The following is a 16,041-nucleotide window of genomic DNA, read 5'->3' as shown; positions in this document are numbered from 1 at the left end:
ATAGAGAATATTGATACGGACATCCCCAATAACGGCAGATGTCAGCTCTATATAACTAAAAGCAGGTATCTACTAATGTTATACACGCTCGCATTTTACGAATGCAACCATTACATTATATCATACGTTCAAGTTGTTTCAACATCCAAGCTACATATTAGGATAAGAAATTTCCTCTAAACTAGCAATTATCGCCTTTGCTGTCTCTATTTCGCTAGCAGAAACGTGATAAAGCTCGCTTATATCCTCACCCATTTCATCATGCATGCCATAGTAATCCTGCACGATAGAATGGTAGGCAGCTGCCCAACTACCGCTGCTCTTCCCGTCCAATGTGAATGGATAAAGAAGAAAGAAATGGCGTTCCAGCAGGGCTACAATATTCTCGAGCAAAACAGGATTCTGATGCTCCAGCTTTTCTTTCAGGATTGCTATAATTTCAACCGTTTGCTCCTGAAGTCGTACATCCTCTAAGGTTTTGGGAACGACGCTCATCTCCCTGTCCATTTTCCTTACGAGTACTTGCTGTTCATACTCTTGCTCTTTTAAAATATTTAAAAGCATTGACTGGAAAAACGGGTTTGCCTGAGGATTTCCTATGTATTCCTTTACTTCGTCTATGTATTGCCGCACATTTGCCTTTTCTAGTTTTGCAGCAAGCAGCAGCATTTCATTTTGATCTTGGATGGAAGCCAAATCAAGACCGCTTTCGCCAAAGTCTTCAACAGCATACTCCTCTTCCATTGTGCCACTTAATGCAGCCATTTTCCTGCTGAAATCAAGCAGCTTGGAAAAATGCTCTATTTTCCCTGCCGGAATATGCTTGTCCTCAAGGAGTACTTCGATCGTTGTCGCAATCTCCTCATATTCATGGAGCTGAACAAGAATCATCATATATAAATCTAAAACTTGAAGATAATCTCCTTGACCTTCCTCTAGCATGCTTTTTGCCATTTTCTTTGATTCCTGTAGCATGCCTAGCTCATAATAGCTTAGGACGAGCCCTGTTTTAATCTCACTGTTATCAGGGTTAATTTCTATTGCCTTCTCAAAGCAGGAAACAGCCTCTTGAAAGTTTTTGTTCTGGACGGCCTCCAAGCCCCTTTCTAAGTATCTTTGGTCTAGATCAGGGAAAAGGATGATATTGCCCTTTTTGGTCAAATCCCGTTTTTTCATGTCATAACACCCTAATTATTCTATTTTTTGCTAGTTTAGCACGGTTGGTGTTTTCATTGCAACATTGCTAAATATTTCTAAAAAGAAAAAGGAGCTTTCTTCCGTATCATGCTTTGTGGTCCAGCTTTCCCCTGCACATTACAAGCATTTCACGGTTCGAAAACCCTCTTCTTTGTTATTTTACTAATTCAAATGTATTGATATTATTTTCATATTCTTTAATACTATCCGCATATTGCAGGGTAATTTGGATTTCATCCCATCCATTCACAAGCATCTTTTTCCAGTATGGATGGATTGTAAAGTTTACTGAGAAGCCACTTTCATCCTCTACCTTTTCTTCCTCTAAATCAATATGAAGTTTATAAGGCTGCACTTTAGCTGCCTTTAACAAATATTCAACATCACTAGTTTCTAGAACAATCGGAAGCATGCCATTTTTCAAGCAGTTTTGATAAAAGATATCAGCGAAGGATGGTGCAATAACAGCTTGAAATCCATAATCATTTAGTGCCCAAGGAGCATGCTCTCTTGATGAACCACAGCCAAAGTTCTTGTTTGCAATCAAAATATTCGCACCTTGATTTTCTGGGAAATTCAATTCGAACTCCGGATTAAGCTCACCATTCTCTTTATATCGCCAATCATAAAATGCAAAGCGTCCAAATCCTGTTTTTTCAATTCTTTTCAAAAATTGTTTAGGGATGATCTGATCTGTGTCCACATTTACACGATCCATCGCCACAGCCTTTCCGGCCAATTTCTTAAAACCGCCCATGGGACGTCCCCTCCTTTTCCTTATACAAGTTCTGCTACATTTCCTTTTCGTATATCAACAAAGTGACCATTAAGCGCCGCAGCTGCTGCCATTGCCGGGCTGACTAAGTGTGTTCTTGCACCTGCCCCTTGTCGGCCTTCAAAGTTACGGTTTGAAGTGGATGCACAATGTTCTCCGCTTGGAACAACATCATTATTCATACTCAGGCACATGCTGCAGCCCGCATCTCTCCACTCGAAGCCTGCTTCTGTAAATAATTTATCAAGACCTTCTTGTTCTGCTTTCTTTTTCACCTGCTGGGAACCTGGAACAACTAATGCACGGACACCTGGATGCACCTTTTGCCCGCTAATAACACTTGCAGCCTGGCGCAAATCTTCTATTCTTGAATTTGTACAAGAGCCGATAAAGACATGCTGAATGGCGATATCTTTAATTTGCTGTCCTTCTTTAAGCCCCATATATTGCAAAGCACTCTTTAAGGCACGACGATCTGTTTCGTCCGCAAAATCATTTTCAGTCGGAATACTGTCATCTACCTTGGCTGTCATTGATGGATTTGTTCCCCAGCTGACCATTGGTGCAATGTCATTGCCGTCTATTTCGATCACTTTATCATAGACAGCGTCCTCATCTGATACGATTTCTCCCCATGCTTTAACTGCTTCCTCAAAGTTTTCAGGAGCATATTTTCTGCCGCGCATATAGCTGAAAGTCGTTTCATCTGGACACACAAGCCCTGCTCTAGCGCCACCTTCAATGGACATATTGCAGATTGTCATTCGTTCTTCCATGCTCAATTGTTTGATAACGTCACCAGTATATTCAATAACATGTCCTGTTCCGAAATTGACACCATACTTGGAAAGAACATACAAGATAACATCCTTAGCGTTAACACCCATTGCTAAATTACCGTTCACTTCTATTTTCAAGGTTTTGGGTTTTGTTTGCCACAAAGTCTGTGTTGCTAATACATGCTCAACCTCACTAGTTCCGATTCCAAACGCCAATGCACCAAAAGCACCATGCGTCGATGTATGGCTGTCACCGCAAACGATTGTTTTTCCCGGCTGTGTTAATCCCAATTCCGGACCAATGACATGGACAATTCCTTGTTCTGGACTCTCCAAATTTGCCAATGGAACATTAAACTCGAGACAGTTTTTTTCTAATGTAGTCATCTGATTTAAAGCTACTTCATCATCCACTTGAAAGCGATTGATTGTTGGAACATTATGATCCATTGTTGCAAAGGTACGATCAGGGCGGCGGACTTTGCGGTTTTTCATTCTTAGCCCAGAGAATGCTTGTGGGGATGTCACTTCATGCACTAAATGAAGATCAATGTACAGGAGATCCGGCTTTCCCTCTTCGCGATGAACAATATGCTTTTCCCAGATTTTTTCAATAATGGATTTGCCCATTATGGCCCTCCCCTTCCTTTTGTCTTTTTTCTTCTATATATTATTTATCCTGTTTATCTGTCCAATTTTCTTTCGTTTTCTCTCTATTTATCGTGCTTCTACTGTTTCAAGCGCCGCCATCATTTCGGCTTTAACCTGCTCAACCATTTGTGAAGTAGTAAGCAATGTAGTATCTGCAGACAGGATATCCTTTGTTCGATAGCCTTTATTTAAAACTGCATCAACTGCATTTTCTATTAATTGTGCTTCCTGTTCCATTTCAAAGGATATACGAAGCATCATTGCTGCAGACAGGATAGTCGCCAGCGGATTGGCAATATTTTGTCCAGCAATATCTGGAGCTGAACCGTGTATTGGTTCATAAAGCGATGGACCTGCTTCAGAAATACTTGCTGATGCGAGCATTCCAAGCGATCCTGTCAACACACTTGCCTCATCACTTAAGATATCACCAAACATGTTTTCTGTGACAACTACATCAAACTGTCTTGGATTGCTGATAAGCTGCATTGCCGCATTATCAACAAGCATATGCTCTAGTTTAACATCCGGATATTGCACCGCCATCTCAGTAGCACATTCTCTCCACAGTCTGCTTGATTCCAATACATTTGCCTTATCGACAGAAGTTACTTTCTTCGATCTAGTTTTGGCGATTTCGAATGCTTTTTTCAAAACGAGGTTGATTTCTTCTTTTGTATACAGAAGTGTATCAACAGCTCCAGCCTTTCCGCCAATTGTCGTTCTTTCACTAGGTGTGCCGAAGTAAATGCCGCCTGTCAGCTCTCTAACCATCATTAAATCAACATTTTCGATAACTTCTTGGCGCAGCGGAGACGCAGGTGCCAAGCTTGGAAAATATTTAGTTGGCCTTAAATTTGCAAAAAGGTTAAGCTCCTTCCTGATGCGAAGCAGCCCCTGTTCAGGTCTTGATGAAACAGGAAGAGCATCCCATTTCGGCCCGCCAACTGCGCCAAGCATAATCGCGTCACTCGATTTGCATAATGCAATCGTTTTGTCTGATAAAGGTGTTCCTTCCTCATCAAAAGCAGATCCGCCAATATTTGCATAATTATATTCAAAAGAGTGGTCAAATTTCGCTTCAATTACCTGCAATACATCGATTGCACCTTTAATGATTTCTGGACCGATGCCATCTCCAGGCAATACGGCAATTTTTTTCTCCATTTACTAATGACCTCCATGCTCATCTGTAAGCCTGCGATTGCTTATTTTTAGAGAACGGCCCAGGATTTAACTCCTGCACCGTCCTTTTTACTGCTTATAAGATAGTAGTTTATTTATAAAAGGTCTTATTTTTGGCCACTGCCTACAACTTCTTTTTTCCTTGAGCTTTTTACAAATGGCATCATAGAACGAAGCTCTTTGCCGACTGTTTCGATTAAATGCTCACTTTCTCTTGCATTGATTGCATTAAAGACAGGTCTGTTCGCTTGGTTTTCCAAAATCCAGCCTTTTGCGAACTTGCCTTCTTGAATATCTGTTAATACTGCTTTCATTTCCTTCTTCACATCTTCTGTTACGATTCTTGGTCCTGTTACAAAATCGCCCCATTGTGCAGTATCAGAGATAGAGTATCTCATGCCAGCCATTCCATCTTCATACATTAAGTCAACGATTAATTTCAGCTCGTGCAAACACTCGAAATATGCCAATTCAGGCTGGTAACCAGCTTCCACCAATGTTTCAAAGCCAGCTTTTACAAGTGCAGTCAAGCCACCACATAATACTGCCTGCTCACCGAACAAATCTGTTTCTGTTTCTTCTTTAAACGTTGTTTCCAAAGCTCCTGCACGCAATGCGCCGATTGCTTTTGCGTATGCTAATGCAAGCTCTCTTGCTTCTCCCGTAACATCTTGGTAGATTGCAAATAATGCAGGCACGCCAGCTTCTTGTTCAAACGTTCTTCTTACTAAGTGGCCAGGACCTTTTGGAGCTACTAACAATACGTCACTTGAGCTTGGTGGTACGATTTGGCTGAAGTGAATATTGAAGCCGTGCGCAAACATTAATGCTTGGCTAGTTAGGTTCGGCTTGATTTCTTCATTATAAACCTTTGTTTGCTGCTCATCCGGAAGCAAAATCATCACTACATCAGCTTTAGCTGTCGCTTCTCCAACTGAATAAACATCAAAGCCGTCTTCCGCTGCTTTATCCCATGATTTTCCTTGTCTTAAACCAATGATTACATTTACTCCGCTGTCCTTCATATTTAGTGCATGTGCATGGCCTTGTGATCCGTATCCAATTACAGCAACCGTTTTTCCTTCAAAGTATCCTAAGCTTGCATCTCCGTTATAGTACATTTTCGCCATTTTAAATTTCTCCCTTTTTAGTAGATTTGTTTTTATATAAATTTAATTAAACAATAGAGTAATGGTTTCTTTGACTAGAGTTTTTCTGAGACCCACGCGGGAATGCGGTGGTGCCAGTTCTCGCAATCTCTTTGATTCCGTATGGTCTTATCAGCTCAATGAATGCTTCTATCTTAGATGCTTCACCAGTAATCTGAATGACTAAGCTTTCTTTGCTCACATCAATTACAGATGCTCGGAAAGGCTCAATTAAGGAGTACAGCTCATTTCTAGTGGCTGGTGTTGCCAGTACCTTAATTAAGGCAAGCTCCCTTTCCACAATTGCCTGGTCAGTAATATCCACAACCTTTAAAATGTCGACCTGTTTATTGAGCTGCTTTGTCACCTGCTCGATGACATTCTCACTCTCTACATGAACAACACATGTAATTCTGGATATACCTTCTTGCTCCGTATGACCAACCGAAATGCTTTCAATATTATAGTTTCTTTTTGAAAACAAATTGGTAATCCGGTTTAATACACCAGATTTATTCATGACTGTTAAACTGATTATTCTTTTCATGGTTTCATCCCCACCATTTCATGTAAACCTTTGCCTGGTGCAATCATCGGATAAACATTTTCATTAGGATCAATACGGAAGTCTAGGACAACTGGCTCCCTGTTATGAAGGACTTCATCCAATATTTTGTCTGCATCCTCAATATTAGAAATTTGATAGCCTTTAATGCCATATGCCTCTGCAAGCTTGACAAAGGACGGCTGCACAGATTCCTTACTGTGAGAGAAGCGTGACTCGTAAAAGAATTCCTGCCATTGCCTTACCATTCCTAATGCTTGGTTATTGAAAATGATGATTTTAATCGGCAAGTTCAACTCCCTGATAAGAGCTAATTCTTGGCTGCACATTTGGAAACCGCCATCACCGCTAATGGAAAGAACGGTTGCATCCTTGTCGGCAATTTGTGCACCGATGCTTGATGGTAAGCCGAACCCCATCGTTCCTAATCCACCTGAAGTTACCCATTTATTAGGATCCTTAAAGCGGTAGTATTGTGCTGCCCACATTTGATGCTGTCCAACGTCTGTTGTTACAATTGCTTCCCCATTTGTTTTTGTATGAAGAAGCTCAAGAATTTGCTGCGGCTTCAGCTTGTCGGAATCTTCATCATAATAATAAGGGTATTCGTTTTTCCAATTTTCAATCTTTTTTAACCATTCGTCATGCTCGGAACGTTTTCCATTTTGATTGATTAACTCTGTCAACGCTTCTTTCGCATCTGCTACGACTGGAATTTTGGTCGGAATAATCTTGCCAATCTCAGCTGGATCGATATCAATATGTGCCTTAATTGCATTTGGAGCAAAATGCTGCAAATTACCTGTTAAGCGGTCATCAAATCTTGCACCAACATTTACAAGTAAATCACACTCATACAATGCCATATTAGCCGCGTAACAGCCATGCATTCCGCCCATTCCGACAAACAAGCTGTTATCCTCCGAAAGACCACCTAAGCCAAGCAATGTATGCACAACAGGAATCTGCTGCTGTTCTGCATATTCCTTCAACTCAGTTGACGCCTTTGAGAAAATAACCCCTGCTCCTGCCAGAATTACTGGTTTTTTAGCAGCACTGACAGCCTCTGTCAGCTTACGGATTTGCAAATAATTTGGCTTTGTAGTGGGCTGATAGCCCGGCAAGTCCACTTCTTGCTCTTGAGGCACCTCTGTCACAGTTGCAGCAATATCCTTAGGCACGTCAATCAATACTGGCCCTGGTCTTCCGCTTGTTGCAATAAAGAAAGCTTCCTTTACAATTCTTGGAATGTCTTCCAAGCTTCTGATTTGACAATTATATTTCGTGATTGGTGTTGTAATACCAAGAATATCTGCCTCTTGAAATGCATCTGTCCCAATAACGCCTGTCGCTACCTGTCCAGTGAAAACAACGAGCGGCAAGGAATCCATCATCGCGTCCGCAAGTCCTGTCACGATATTTGTGGCACCAGGGCCTGATGTGGCAATAACTACTCCTGGTTTTCCAGATATGCGGGCATAGCCTTCAGCAGCATGTATTCCGCCCTGTTCATGTCTCGGAAGGACATGGAATATTTTTGAATCGTATATTTTATCGTAAATAGGAAGAACCGCGCCTCCCGGATAGCCAAAAATATACTCCACATTTTCCTGCTCTAAAGCTTGCAGTAAAAGATCTGCCCCTGTTAATGGCTTTGTTTGAGCCTTCGTCTCTTCAAAGGCGGTTTTCTGTATCATCAATATAACCTCCTTATTAAGGTGATTTAATTTTTACAATGATTTCGCCAGCAGCACCAGTAATTAAATGGATTTATATCATAAAAAAAGCCTTCACACCCCCAATGTTTACTTAACTAAGTAGACAAAAGGGGTGAAAAGGCTTTTTTTAGCTTTTCCACGGTACCACCCTCATTCATACAATAAAACATGTATGCACTCAATGAACAGTTCGTTCCTTTTTTGGTAACGAGTGGCGTGTCACTCGGTTAGCTCTACTGCACAAATGTGTTTCAAGCCAACACTCAGAGGTGAGTTCATTCTTGATCGGCTTCACCGGTTCTCAGCAACCACCGGCTCTCTGTGGAATCCCAAATCAAGAACTACTTATCCTCATCATCGTATTTTTCATTATCTTTTATTTAGGTAATAAGCTTACTTAACAACGGTATTTCAAATGGTTTCAATAGCTTTCTAAGCTGTGTTTTTTATTTTCTGTTTTGCTTTTGTTGAGGTTATCTTACGCCGATTTGAAACAAGAGTCAACACCCTTTTTAAGAATTGTTCGATAATTCAAACAAAAACAAAGTGATGGTAACCGCTTACAATATTGATAAATAAATAACGCCTGTACTTTGTAAAAATCTAAAAATTTTTTTTAACAGGTCCCTTGAATTTTTACTCCTAATTTTTCACAGTACGAGCAAGTACAATACTTCATGGATAATTCATTATAATACGATAATGTGAACTCCGTATACGAAGTTGTCAGATTTCCTGACAACCTTTTTTAAAAAAACCGCTCCCTCTAAGGAAAGCGGTTCCATTTTTAGATTTACTTAACCAGCTGTTGGTGCAATGTCATGAATCCATGATAATTTAATTTGGAGGATATTCTCTTTCTCATCCTTCAGGTTTAATGTTTGCTCGTGAAGGTTCAACAACTCTACACTGCCCTTGCATGTTTGTAAAAGTCCATTTTTATAGTAATTAATGACTAATTTCCGGTTTCTAGCTAACTCTTTTAAAATCATCTTTTCCTTCTCCTTTACATAGTCTCCTATCTGTTTCATCTATATTTCACTGCAATTGTTTATAGTTAGAATTTACTATATGTATAGTATACACTATAATCAGTAAGCGTTTCCAACATTTTTGTGTACAATTTGTGAACTTTTTTACAAAACCGATAGGGCTGATATCTTCAATATAACCATTTACCGATTTCTTAACCGTTTACACTAACCTTTTTTCCTATTTTTTGTCGTTACTATCTAAAATTACTTATTAGAAAAACTGACAAACGATGTTTTAAGAGATTTCATCATATAAGGATAGTGTATATTTACATACAGTTCACCTTTGAGAACCAAAACATTTATTATATCGATATAATATTTCAGCCGATTGAAGAAATTTTATCATTTTTTTGCTGATAACTGGTTTTTTCACTTTATAATAAAGAAAAAGCTGCAGGAGGTAATATATGGATCCACTAACAGTAATTGAATACAAATACAATGAAAAAATAACACCAGAACAGCTTTCCCAGGTATTTCTTGCATCAAAACTTATTCGTCCCACAGATGACTATCCGCGGCTACAGAAAATGATTAATCATGCTGATATACTTTTTACGGCATGGAATGGGGTTCAATTAGTAGGGGTAGCAAGGGCAGTAACGGATTTTAGCTACTGCTGCTATCTATCTGATTTAGCAGTCGATAAAAGCTATCAAAAGGAAGGCATCGGCAAAACTTTACTCCAGCTATTAAAAGAGCGTATCGGAGAGGAAGTCGCCCTTATTCTCCTCGCGGCTCCTGATGCGATGTCATATTATCCTCATGTTGGTTTTGAAAATATCGACAATGGCTTTCGCATCGCAAGAAAAAAATGACGGCCAAGCATTTTTTTTAGGCGTTTTTTCTGTCTGTGCCTGCAAAGGATACAGCGAGGATAGAATCCAGCTTAAATATTCTTGGCTGTTTTCTCTGCAGGCAATATGCCTTAATATAGCTTCCCTTCAACTCCCGCACAAGAATAGTCCTCTTCGAGAAACATTCATTTCCGCTCAAATAAATGATTTCGATTGCCCGATTTTCCTTGAGTGCTCTTTCTAACTGACGATTCATCTAATATTTCACTCCTTTCTTGCATATATTATATACGAACAAACGTTCCAAATCAACCTTGATTAAGAACGTTTGTTCTGATATATTAAAAGAACAAAAGGAGATGGATGTTATGATTAAAGAAAGTAAATTAAAATGGACTGCAATGGTATTTCCGCAACAGCCAAAACAAGGGGTAAAAGAGACAAAAGCAGAATCACCTAAAGCTTTCTCCACTGATACTGACATGCTTATACATGAAGCGATGGAATACAACTGGTCACTTGAATACAGAATTAAGGTTGAGGAATCGATTTATTCGCTATATGGAACGACTATTTTCATCGATTATGTCAAAAAAGAGCTTCGGATAAAGGGGATGGAGCACTCTATTCACTTTGTGCCATTCCAAAATCTTATTTCAGCAAAAAAAGCGGAATAGGAGCGTTCGAGAGATGCACGCTATTTTAGAGTCCGACCGCAAAATCATCAGTCAATCCGTGTATCTAGCACTTGTATTAGCAGTACTCGAATATGACCGCAAAAAGATTGAAGATACATCCTTCAAAATCAAAAATGTCTATGTAAATCTCATTGAACATACCATGCAGAAAGTTCAATCAGACTTAAAGAAAATCAAGAAAGATATGCAAAGGAACCAGCTTCATGTACAGCGTGGCCATAATGACGGCATTTCTACAGAGTATAACTTTTATTATAAAGGAGCACATGAGCCTCACCGTTTTGACAATACAAGCTTGAAAAGCAATACTCAAAAGCTGCTCATTTACTATTTAATGCGCAACACAGAGTAAGTAGCTTTCCATTGTAACTGGTGGATCTAGGGGTTACATGCACGTTAAGCCTTGAGCTTGTTTATGCAGCCCCTTTAAACATCCAGCCTTAATAGTTGCCCTCCCATTCCTCTTTTAATACTGCGTAATAATATTCATCCCACCAACTGTCTCCTGCAGGTATGCATTTTTTAAAAAAGCCTTCTCTTCTCATTCCAATTTTCTCCATCACTCTGTAAGAAGGAACATTTTCAGGCTGACATGTGGCGATAATCCGATGGAGCTTCATACTTTCAAACCCATAGGCTAAAACAGCATTTGCCGCTTCGGTTGCATAGCCTTGATTAAAAAAATCAGGATGAAACACCCACCCAATTTCATATGTATGCACTCCAAAATATTTAAAAAACGCTATATGGCCTATTAGCTCCTTTTCCTCTGCTAGCATCACAGCAAAATATTCCGCATTTTCGCCTTGATTATCACGTATAAATTGCTGTGTTTGCTCCTCTGTCATTACACCTTCTGGGATGTAATGCATGACATCACTGTTTGAAGTATAGCTATATACTTTTGGCCAATCACTTTTGTTGAATTCACGAATCAACAGCCTTGATGTCCTTATTTCCATAACAGTTCCCACCCATTCTCTAAAAATATGAAAAAGCTTCTCGTTTTATATTTCCTTCTTTTTTTGTTAATTCCTGTTATATATTTACATTTAACTAAAAAATAGTAAACTAGGTCATCACTCTGCATGAAAAGTGATGATTTATTATTGAATAGACCAAGCATACAGGCACATAAGCTTAATAGGAAGGATGTGATCTATTTGGCAAAAAAGACCGAAAAGACATTTCTTGTTGTGGTAGTTGAGGGTACTGTTATCAAGCGAATAATGCTTCTTGATATACTAGTCGGTTCTGGTATTTATTATACTTTGCAATGGATTTGTTCGAGTATCGTCATCAGTATGCTTGGCAGTGTAGTTGGTACAGAAGGGATTAAAAAAGTTCAAAAGCAGGTGAAAGGTTCTAACATTAAGTTTGTACGCACATTAAAAACAGCAAAGTAAGAAAAAAAGAAAACCCTCATCAATACTCCTCGTTTCATGAGCTCCTTTTTTTACATAAGACAAGTTCCTTATATTTATAAATTTCATAATGTAAGCTATAACAACCGCTAGGAGCTGAATAACTTGAATCATTATTATGGTTTATATCAACAGCGTGCAAAGGAGCTCGCTGCACAGATCGAAAAGGCAATAGATGGTGAGTTTGCTGCAATCCACTGCTATAAAAAACTGGAAACATTAGCACCGACAAAACGAGAAAGACAAATTATCAGCGAAATACGTAAGGATGAAATCAACCATTATAATGTGTTCTCCTCGATTTACACCCAGCTAACAGGCCAAAAACATTCAGCAGTCATTACAGAAACTTGCCCTAATAACTATCATTCAGGTATTGATTTTGCTTTTCATGACGAGCAGGAGACCGTAGATTTTTATTTAACAATCGCTGACAGCACAAGCAATGACTTTATTAAAGAATCATTTAAAAGAGCAGCGATGGATGAACAAAATCATGCGGTATGGTTTTTATATTTTTTGAAGACGCAAAGATAAAAAAGCACCCATCGGATGCTTTTTTTTCGTTTAATATGAACCTGTCATACATAAACTGGTGAATAGGAAAAATGAGATTCTAACATCACTAGGTGTTCCATTCAGAAGATACCTTCTTCCCTTTAGGACTTGTCATACTCTAGCGTTAAAAATAAAACTACCCTTTTCTCTCTTCTGTTGAATAATGTTTTCTCAAATAATCCTTAATAGCAGAAACAAGATAAACAATTCCTAAAAGAAAAATAAAAAAGACAATAAAATTATAGCCTGCTACAGGATAAAAGCCGTCAAAGCTGTTAAAAGATACTAATAAAAAGCCTACTGAGATGTAGATAGCTGCTGTTATATGTTTCATATGATTATTCTCCTTTTTGTGGTAATTTGATGTTACCATGTTTTAGGAGGTTGGAAAAGTATTTCTAGACAGGGAAAGCAGCTATGTTTGCTTTGATGAGTGCAATGTCTTGGCAAATATAAAAAAAAGCCCTACTCCGAAGAGTAAGGCATTTAACAGTGTTGTGCAAAAAACTGTTACTATTTTATTGTAACCATTTATCTTTTTGTTTATACACTTTAAAAATAATACGCAATCACAAAACGATAGATAAGTCTAAAGAGGCTGAGACAAGTCAAAATATAGTTTTTAGTTTGTGTTCCCACTAATTACAAATACCTCTCTTCTCAAAGTTCGTTTATTTCTCGCCTCTTTCATAACCTGTGTGTTCACAAAAGTCCATAAGATTTATATTGATCAATCATTAATCCTCTTCATGTATAAAAGATGTGTAAATAATATTTTTATTCTTTATTCGTTATTCGTTGAAAACATAAAAAAAAGCACTCACAAGCATTGATTAAATCAACATTTGCAAGTGCTTTTTATGGGACGTCCCAGGAGAGATTCGAACTCCCGACCGTACGCTTAGAAGGCGTATGCTCTATCCGGCTGAGCTACTGGGACATGTTTTTGTTTTTTTAACGTCCTCATCAGGACAATATTTATTATATGTTCTAGGCAATATAAAGTCAACATCTTTTTCAAACTTTTTTTCTTGAAGAGAAAATTAAGTTATTTTCTCTTCAAGAAAGTTATTAAATAGGAAACTCTGCTGTCAATTCTGGAAGCAGTCCTTTGTCAAAATCGTACACTTCTGTTTTTAATGTTTTGTCTTCTACGGATAGAATGACATATGTTTTTTCCATTCTTCCTCTTGGCAAACGCAGGCTGCCTGGGTTGATGAATAATACATCTTCGATCATTTCCATACCAAGATAATGGCTGTGTCCGAAGCAGGCAATTTGGGCGCCGACTTCTTTTGCCCTGTATAACAGTCTGCTGACAGATGATTTGACGCCATATAGATGGCCATGCACCATCAGGAGTTTTTTTCCGTTCACTTCTTGAATTGTTTCTTCTGGATATTTTGCGTAATAATCGCAGTTTCCTTGAACTACGACATACCCAGAGATGGCTTTGTCATCGATAGGGAGCTCAGAGTCTCCACAATGAAGGAACAGTTCTGCTTCTTCTTTATGCCTTTCCTTCAACACCTGCAGCTCATTGACAAGGCCATGGCTATCACTGACGATTAGAACCTTCATTGTTCAACACTCTCCTTACAGAACTTGCGGAAGCTGTTCCTTTAATTTTTTAAGTGCATTCGCTCTGTGACTGATACTGTTTTTCTTCTCTGGCGGCAATTCTGCCATTGCCTTGTCCTCTTCCACTACAAAGAAAATCGGATCATAACCGAAGCCGTATTCTCCTCTTCTCTCCTCTAATATTACACCTTCACAAGTGCCTGTAAACGTCTGTGTCCCGCTTGCAGGATTGGCGATTGCTAATGTGCAGCAAAAGCGTGCTGTTCGTTTTTCCACAGGAACTCCTTTTAATTCTTCAAGCACTTTATCCATATTTGCCTGATCATCCTTCTGTTCTCCTGCATATCGTGCAGAATAGACGCCAGGTCTGCCTTCAAGTGCATCAACCATTAAGCCGGAATCATCAGAAATAACAACCTTTCCTAACAGCTTTGCCACTGTTTCAGCCTTTAAAACTGCATTTTCTTCGAAGGTTGTGCCTGTTTCTTCCACATCCTCAATTTCCGGGTAATCAAGCAATGTTTTGACAGCGTAGCCAAGCGGCTCAAACATCTCTACAAACTCTTTCGCTTTTCCTCGGTTTTTCGTTGCGATAATAATTTCTTTCATTTTGCTCCCACTTCCTGCTGCGTGCATTTTTAATTATGTAGACATATTTACTTCTTCTTACATTTTACTATCAAAAAATTGGACAGTCCAATCATATATAAAATGTCTTCCTTTACACACAAAAAAGGCTGCATAGTGCAGCCTTTTGTCTATTAGAAGCTTCCAGTATTAACTTTTTCAGGACGTGATACTGGCTCAGTAAGGCTTTTGCCTTCCTCATTCACAAGGTCCTGTTCGCCATTCACTGTGATGGCAACACTCTCAATACCTTCCTGCTCTGTCAAAGAAAGCACAAGAGAGTTTAACAGATCATCAGAAACGGTTTTTTCCTCTCCGTCTGCACTATTATAGATCGACTCATTGAAGTTTAATGTAACCTTTCCATCTGCCACAACAGGATCGTCCAACAGCTTCACGTCTTGCTCCATGAAGGTTGCCAAGGCAGACCCAGTTCCTGGTCCTTCTGCAAGCTCGCCAACTGCTGCAGCAATATTATTATCCTTCGCGTTGCTGACACGTTTTGTTACTGGAACATAATAATATTCGCCAGCCTCTCCGCCCACATAATAAACAGTTAGCGGTTTAGTGTTAGTAATATCAGCAACATCCTTTGTATCTAAGTTAATACCCATTTCTCTTGTTAAGGCGCTTTGGATAGGCGTTTTATTGACAGGCATTTGTGCAAGCTCCTTGCCATTAACCTGCAGCTTAACGGAATCAATGGAATCAAACTGTGTTAATGTCCATGTGACTGATTGCATGATTTTAGACTCATCGCTCGCATCATAATCGTTGAACTCCTTCGAGAAATCGACTGTAGCTACTTTATCCTTAATATTGACAGAAACCTCTGTACCTGCAGGCAAGACTCCTTGGAAGCCGTTCGGCAGCATTTCTGTGACAGGACCATCCTTCACTAAATACTCAAGGCTTTCTTTTGCAACACTGTTTGTTTTCGGGATATTTAATGTTTGCGGAACAACAAATCCATCTTTATCCACTAAATATAACTCAATTGGCATGGAACCTGCTGTCTCTTCCCCAGCCTTTGCAGCTGTTTCCTCTGCCGCATTATCACTATATGTAGTTGTTTGCGGTGGGTCGACATTTTCTTTGCCATTTTCTCCTCCAAATAAACCACAGCCAGATAGCATAACAGTTGATACGAGTGCAGCAGACAAAATGGTAAGCTTTTTATTCTTAGACATCATTAATCACTCCTAAGACAGTTTGTACTAATATATATACGAGCTATTTCCAAAATTAGACCGAGCTCTCCAAAAATATTTTTTTAATTAGTAAATCCATAGAAAAAAGAC

At 39.1% G+C, this 16,041-nt stretch carries 19 protein-coding genes, 1 tRNA gene and 1 other annotated feature; of the genes, 5 read left to right on the top strand and 15 right to left on the bottom strand.

What is annotated here, in order from left to right; genetic code table 11:
* Positions 1 to 150: 150 nt before the first annotated feature.
* The 8 genes from EM808_RS05880 to EM808_RS05845 all read right to left on the bottom strand — a co-directional run bounded on the left by EM808_RS05880 (position 151) and on the right by EM808_RS05845 (position 9,049).
* Positions 151 to 1,176 carry a tetratricopeptide repeat protein gene (locus EM808_RS05880; protein ID WP_127737196.1) on the bottom strand — a complete coding sequence of 342 codons (1,026 nt, stop codon included), beginning with the start codon at positions 1,174 to 1,176 and terminating at the stop codon, positions 151 to 153.
* 175 nt (positions 1,177 to 1,351) lie between these two features.
* Positions 1,352 to 1,954, bottom strand: a complete 603-nt coding sequence (gene leuD, locus EM808_RS05875; protein WP_127737193.1) for a 3-isopropylmalate dehydratase small subunit — start codon at positions 1,952 to 1,954, stop codon at positions 1,352 to 1,354.
* A 20-nt stretch (positions 1,955 to 1,974) separates the two neighbouring features.
* Positions 1,975 to 3,381 carry a 3-isopropylmalate dehydratase large subunit gene (gene leuC / locus EM808_RS05870; protein ID WP_127737191.1) on the bottom strand — a complete coding sequence of 469 codons (1,407 nt, stop codon included), beginning with the start codon at positions 3,379 to 3,381 and terminating at the stop codon, positions 1,975 to 1,977.
* Between the two features lie 87 nt (positions 3,382 to 3,468).
* The gene (gene leuB, locus EM808_RS05865) at positions 3,469 to 4,569 is read right to left on the bottom strand and encodes a 3-isopropylmalate dehydrogenase (protein WP_127737189.1); all 1,101 of its coding nucleotides are present in this window, start codon (positions 4,567 to 4,569) and stop codon (positions 3,469 to 3,471) included.
* A 125-nt stretch (positions 4,570 to 4,694) separates the two neighbouring features.
* Positions 4,695 to 5,717 (bottom strand): ketol-acid reductoisomerase, encoded by a 1,023-nt coding sequence (gene ilvC / locus EM808_RS05860; RefSeq protein ID WP_127737187.1) that lies wholly within the window; start codon positions 5,715 to 5,717, stop codon positions 4,695 to 4,697.
* Between the two features lie 46 nt (positions 5,718 to 5,763).
* Complete coding sequence (gene ilvN / locus EM808_RS05855; RefSeq protein ID WP_127737185.1) at positions 5,764 to 6,282, bottom strand: acetolactate synthase small subunit; 519 nt, start codon at positions 6,280 to 6,282, stop codon at positions 5,764 to 5,766.
* Complete coding sequence (gene ilvB, locus EM808_RS05850; protein WP_127737183.1) at positions 6,279 to 7,997, bottom strand: acetolactate synthase large subunit; 1,719 nt, start codon at positions 7,995 to 7,997, stop codon at positions 6,279 to 6,281. Before ilvB ends, ilvN begins: the two co-directional genes overlap by 4 nt.
* Before the next feature lie 126 nt (positions 7,998 to 8,123).
* Positions 8,124 to 8,385, bottom strand: a binding site (T-box leader).
* Positions 8,386 to 8,815: 430 nt separating this feature from the next.
* Positions 8,816 to 9,049 (bottom strand): YolD-like family protein, encoded by a 234-nt coding sequence (locus EM808_RS05845; RefSeq protein ID WP_259347156.1) that lies wholly within the window; start codon positions 9,047 to 9,049, stop codon positions 8,816 to 8,818.
* Between the two features lie 413 nt (positions 9,050 to 9,462).
* Here EM808_RS05845 and EM808_RS05840 point away from each other — a divergent pair, with 413 nt between their 5' ends.
* Positions 9,463 to 9,873 (top strand): GNAT family N-acetyltransferase, encoded by a 411-nt coding sequence (locus EM808_RS05840; RefSeq protein WP_127737179.1) that lies wholly within the window; start codon positions 9,463 to 9,465, stop codon positions 9,871 to 9,873.
* A 16-nt stretch (positions 9,874 to 9,889) separates the two neighbouring features.
* On the opposite strand, the gene EM808_RS05835 is transcribed toward EM808_RS05840, so the two are convergent.
* Entirely contained in the window at positions 9,890 to 10,108 is a 219-nt protein-coding gene (locus EM808_RS05835) for a WYL domain-containing protein (RefSeq protein WP_127737177.1), read from the bottom strand.
* 112 nt (positions 10,109 to 10,220) lie between these two features.
* Here EM808_RS05835 and EM808_RS05830 point away from each other — a divergent pair, with 112 nt between their 5' ends.
* A complete protein-coding gene (locus EM808_RS05830; protein ID WP_127737175.1) occupies positions 10,221 to 10,529 on the top strand; it encodes a YolD-like family protein in 309 nt (102 codons plus the stop codon).
* 13 nt (positions 10,530 to 10,542) lie between these two features.
* A complete protein-coding gene (locus EM808_RS05825) occupies positions 10,543 to 10,902 on the top strand; it encodes a hypothetical protein (RefSeq protein ID WP_127737173.1) in 360 nt (119 codons plus the stop codon).
* A gap of 88 nt (positions 10,903 to 10,990) precedes the next feature.
* Here the strand turns inward: EM808_RS05825 and EM808_RS05820 are convergent, their stop codons facing one another.
* Complete coding sequence (locus EM808_RS05820) at positions 10,991 to 11,512, bottom strand: GNAT family N-acetyltransferase (RefSeq protein WP_127737171.1); 522 nt, start codon at positions 11,510 to 11,512, stop codon at positions 10,991 to 10,993.
* A 201-nt stretch (positions 11,513 to 11,713) separates the two neighbouring features.
* Between EM808_RS05820 and EM808_RS05815 the strand changes: the two genes are divergently transcribed.
* Entirely contained in the window at positions 11,714 to 11,956 is a 243-nt protein-coding gene (locus EM808_RS05815; protein WP_127737169.1) for a hypothetical protein, read from the top strand.
* A 114-nt stretch (positions 11,957 to 12,070) separates the two neighbouring features.
* Positions 12,071 to 12,511, top strand: coding sequence for a ferritin family protein (locus tag EM808_RS05810; RefSeq protein ID WP_127737167.1), 441 nt, complete (start codon positions 12,071 to 12,073; stop codon positions 12,509 to 12,511).
* A gap of 157 nt (positions 12,512 to 12,668) precedes the next feature.
* On the opposite strand, the gene EM808_RS05805 is transcribed toward EM808_RS05810, so the two are convergent.
* The 5 genes from EM808_RS05805 to EM808_RS05785 all read right to left on the bottom strand — a co-directional run bounded on the left by EM808_RS05805 (position 12,669) and on the right by EM808_RS05785 (position 15,930).
* Positions 12,669 to 12,866: a hypothetical protein gene (locus tag EM808_RS05805; RefSeq protein ID WP_127737165.1), complete on the bottom strand. Its 198-nt coding sequence runs from the start codon at positions 12,864 to 12,866 to the stop codon at positions 12,669 to 12,671.
* A 532-nt stretch (positions 12,867 to 13,398) separates the two neighbouring features.
* Positions 13,399 to 13,472 (bottom strand) — tRNA-Arg (locus EM808_RS05800).
* A gap of 131 nt (positions 13,473 to 13,603) precedes the next feature.
* A complete protein-coding gene (locus EM808_RS05795) occupies positions 13,604 to 14,113 on the bottom strand; it encodes a metallophosphoesterase family protein (protein ID WP_127737163.1) in 510 nt (169 codons plus the stop codon).
* 15 nt (positions 14,114 to 14,128) lie between these two features.
* Complete coding sequence (locus tag EM808_RS05790) at positions 14,129 to 14,722, bottom strand: XTP/dITP diphosphatase (RefSeq protein WP_127737161.1); 594 nt, start codon at positions 14,720 to 14,722, stop codon at positions 14,129 to 14,131.
* Positions 14,723 to 14,874: 152 nt separating this feature from the next.
* Entirely contained in the window at positions 14,875 to 15,930 is a 1,056-nt protein-coding gene (locus tag EM808_RS05785) for a GerMN domain-containing protein (protein ID WP_127737159.1), read from the bottom strand.
* Positions 15,931 to 16,041 lie beyond the last annotated feature (111 nt).

Origin of the sequence: Niallia taxi (assembly GCF_004005475.1) — a bacterium.
GTDB classification, from domain to species: Bacteria; Bacillota; Bacilli; order Bacillales; family Cytobacillaceae; genus Niallia; species Niallia taxi.
Note: the sequence above shows the minus strand (reverse complement) of the source record. Positions and strands in the feature narration are given on the sequence as shown.

Bases quoted from the DNA above. Each gene is read 5' to 3' on its own strand.
- EM808_RS05805 (WP_127737165.1), bottom strand. From the start codon at position 12,866: ATGAAACATATAACAGCAGCTATCTACATCTCAGTAGGCTTTTTATTA.
- EM808_RS05825 (WP_127737173.1), top strand. From the start codon at position 10,543: ATGCACGCTATTTTAGAGTCCGACCGCAAAATCATCAGTCAATCCGTG.
- EM808_RS05845 (WP_259347156.1), bottom strand. From the start codon at position 9,049: ATGAAACAGATAGGAGACTATGTAAAGGAGAAGGAAAAGATGATTTTA.
- EM808_RS05880 (WP_127737196.1), bottom strand. From the start codon at position 1,176: ATGAAAAAACGGGATTTGACCAAAAAGGGCAATATCATCCTTTTCCCT.
- leuC (WP_127737191.1), bottom strand. From the start codon at position 3,381: ATGGGCAAATCCATTATTGAAAAAATCTGGGAAAAGCATATTGTTCAT.
- EM808_RS05820 (WP_127737171.1), bottom strand. From the start codon at position 11,512: ATGGAAATAAGGACATCAAGGCTGTTGATTCGTGAATTCAACAAAAGT.
- EM808_RS05835 (WP_127737177.1), bottom strand. From the start codon at position 10,108: ATGAATCGTCAGTTAGAAAGAGCACTCAAGGAAAATCGGGCAATCGAA.
- leuB (WP_127737189.1), bottom strand. From the start codon at position 4,569: ATGGAGAAAAAAATTGCCGTATTGCCTGGAGATGGCATCGGTCCAGAA.
- EM808_RS05795 (WP_127737163.1), bottom strand. From the start codon at position 14,113: ATGAAGGTTCTAATCGTCAGTGATAGCCATGGCCTTGTCAATGAGCTG.
- leuD (WP_127737193.1), bottom strand. From the start codon at position 1,954: ATGGGCGGTTTTAAGAAATTGGCCGGAAAGGCTGTGGCGATGGATCGT.
- EM808_RS05785 (WP_127737159.1), bottom strand. From the start codon at position 15,930: ATGTCTAAGAATAAAAAGCTTACCATTTTGTCTGCTGCACTCGTATCA.
- EM808_RS05830 (WP_127737175.1), top strand. From the start codon at position 10,221: ATGATTAAAGAAAGTAAATTAAAATGGACTGCAATGGTATTTCCGCAA.
- EM808_RS05840 (WP_127737179.1), top strand. From the start codon at position 9,463: ATGGATCCACTAACAGTAATTGAATACAAATACAATGAAAAAATAACA.
- ilvC (WP_127737187.1), bottom strand. From the start codon at position 5,717: ATGGCGAAAATGTACTATAACGGAGATGCAAGCTTAGGATACTTTGAA.
- EM808_RS05790 (WP_127737161.1), bottom strand. From the start codon at position 14,722: ATGAAAGAAATTATTATCGCAACGAAAAACCGAGGAAAAGCGAAAGAG.
- ilvN (WP_127737185.1), bottom strand. From the start codon at position 6,282: ATGAAAAGAATAATCAGTTTAACAGTCATGAATAAATCTGGTGTATTA.
- ilvB (WP_127737183.1), bottom strand. From the start codon at position 7,997: ATGATACAGAAAACCGCCTTTGAAGAGACGAAGGCTCAAACAAAGCCA.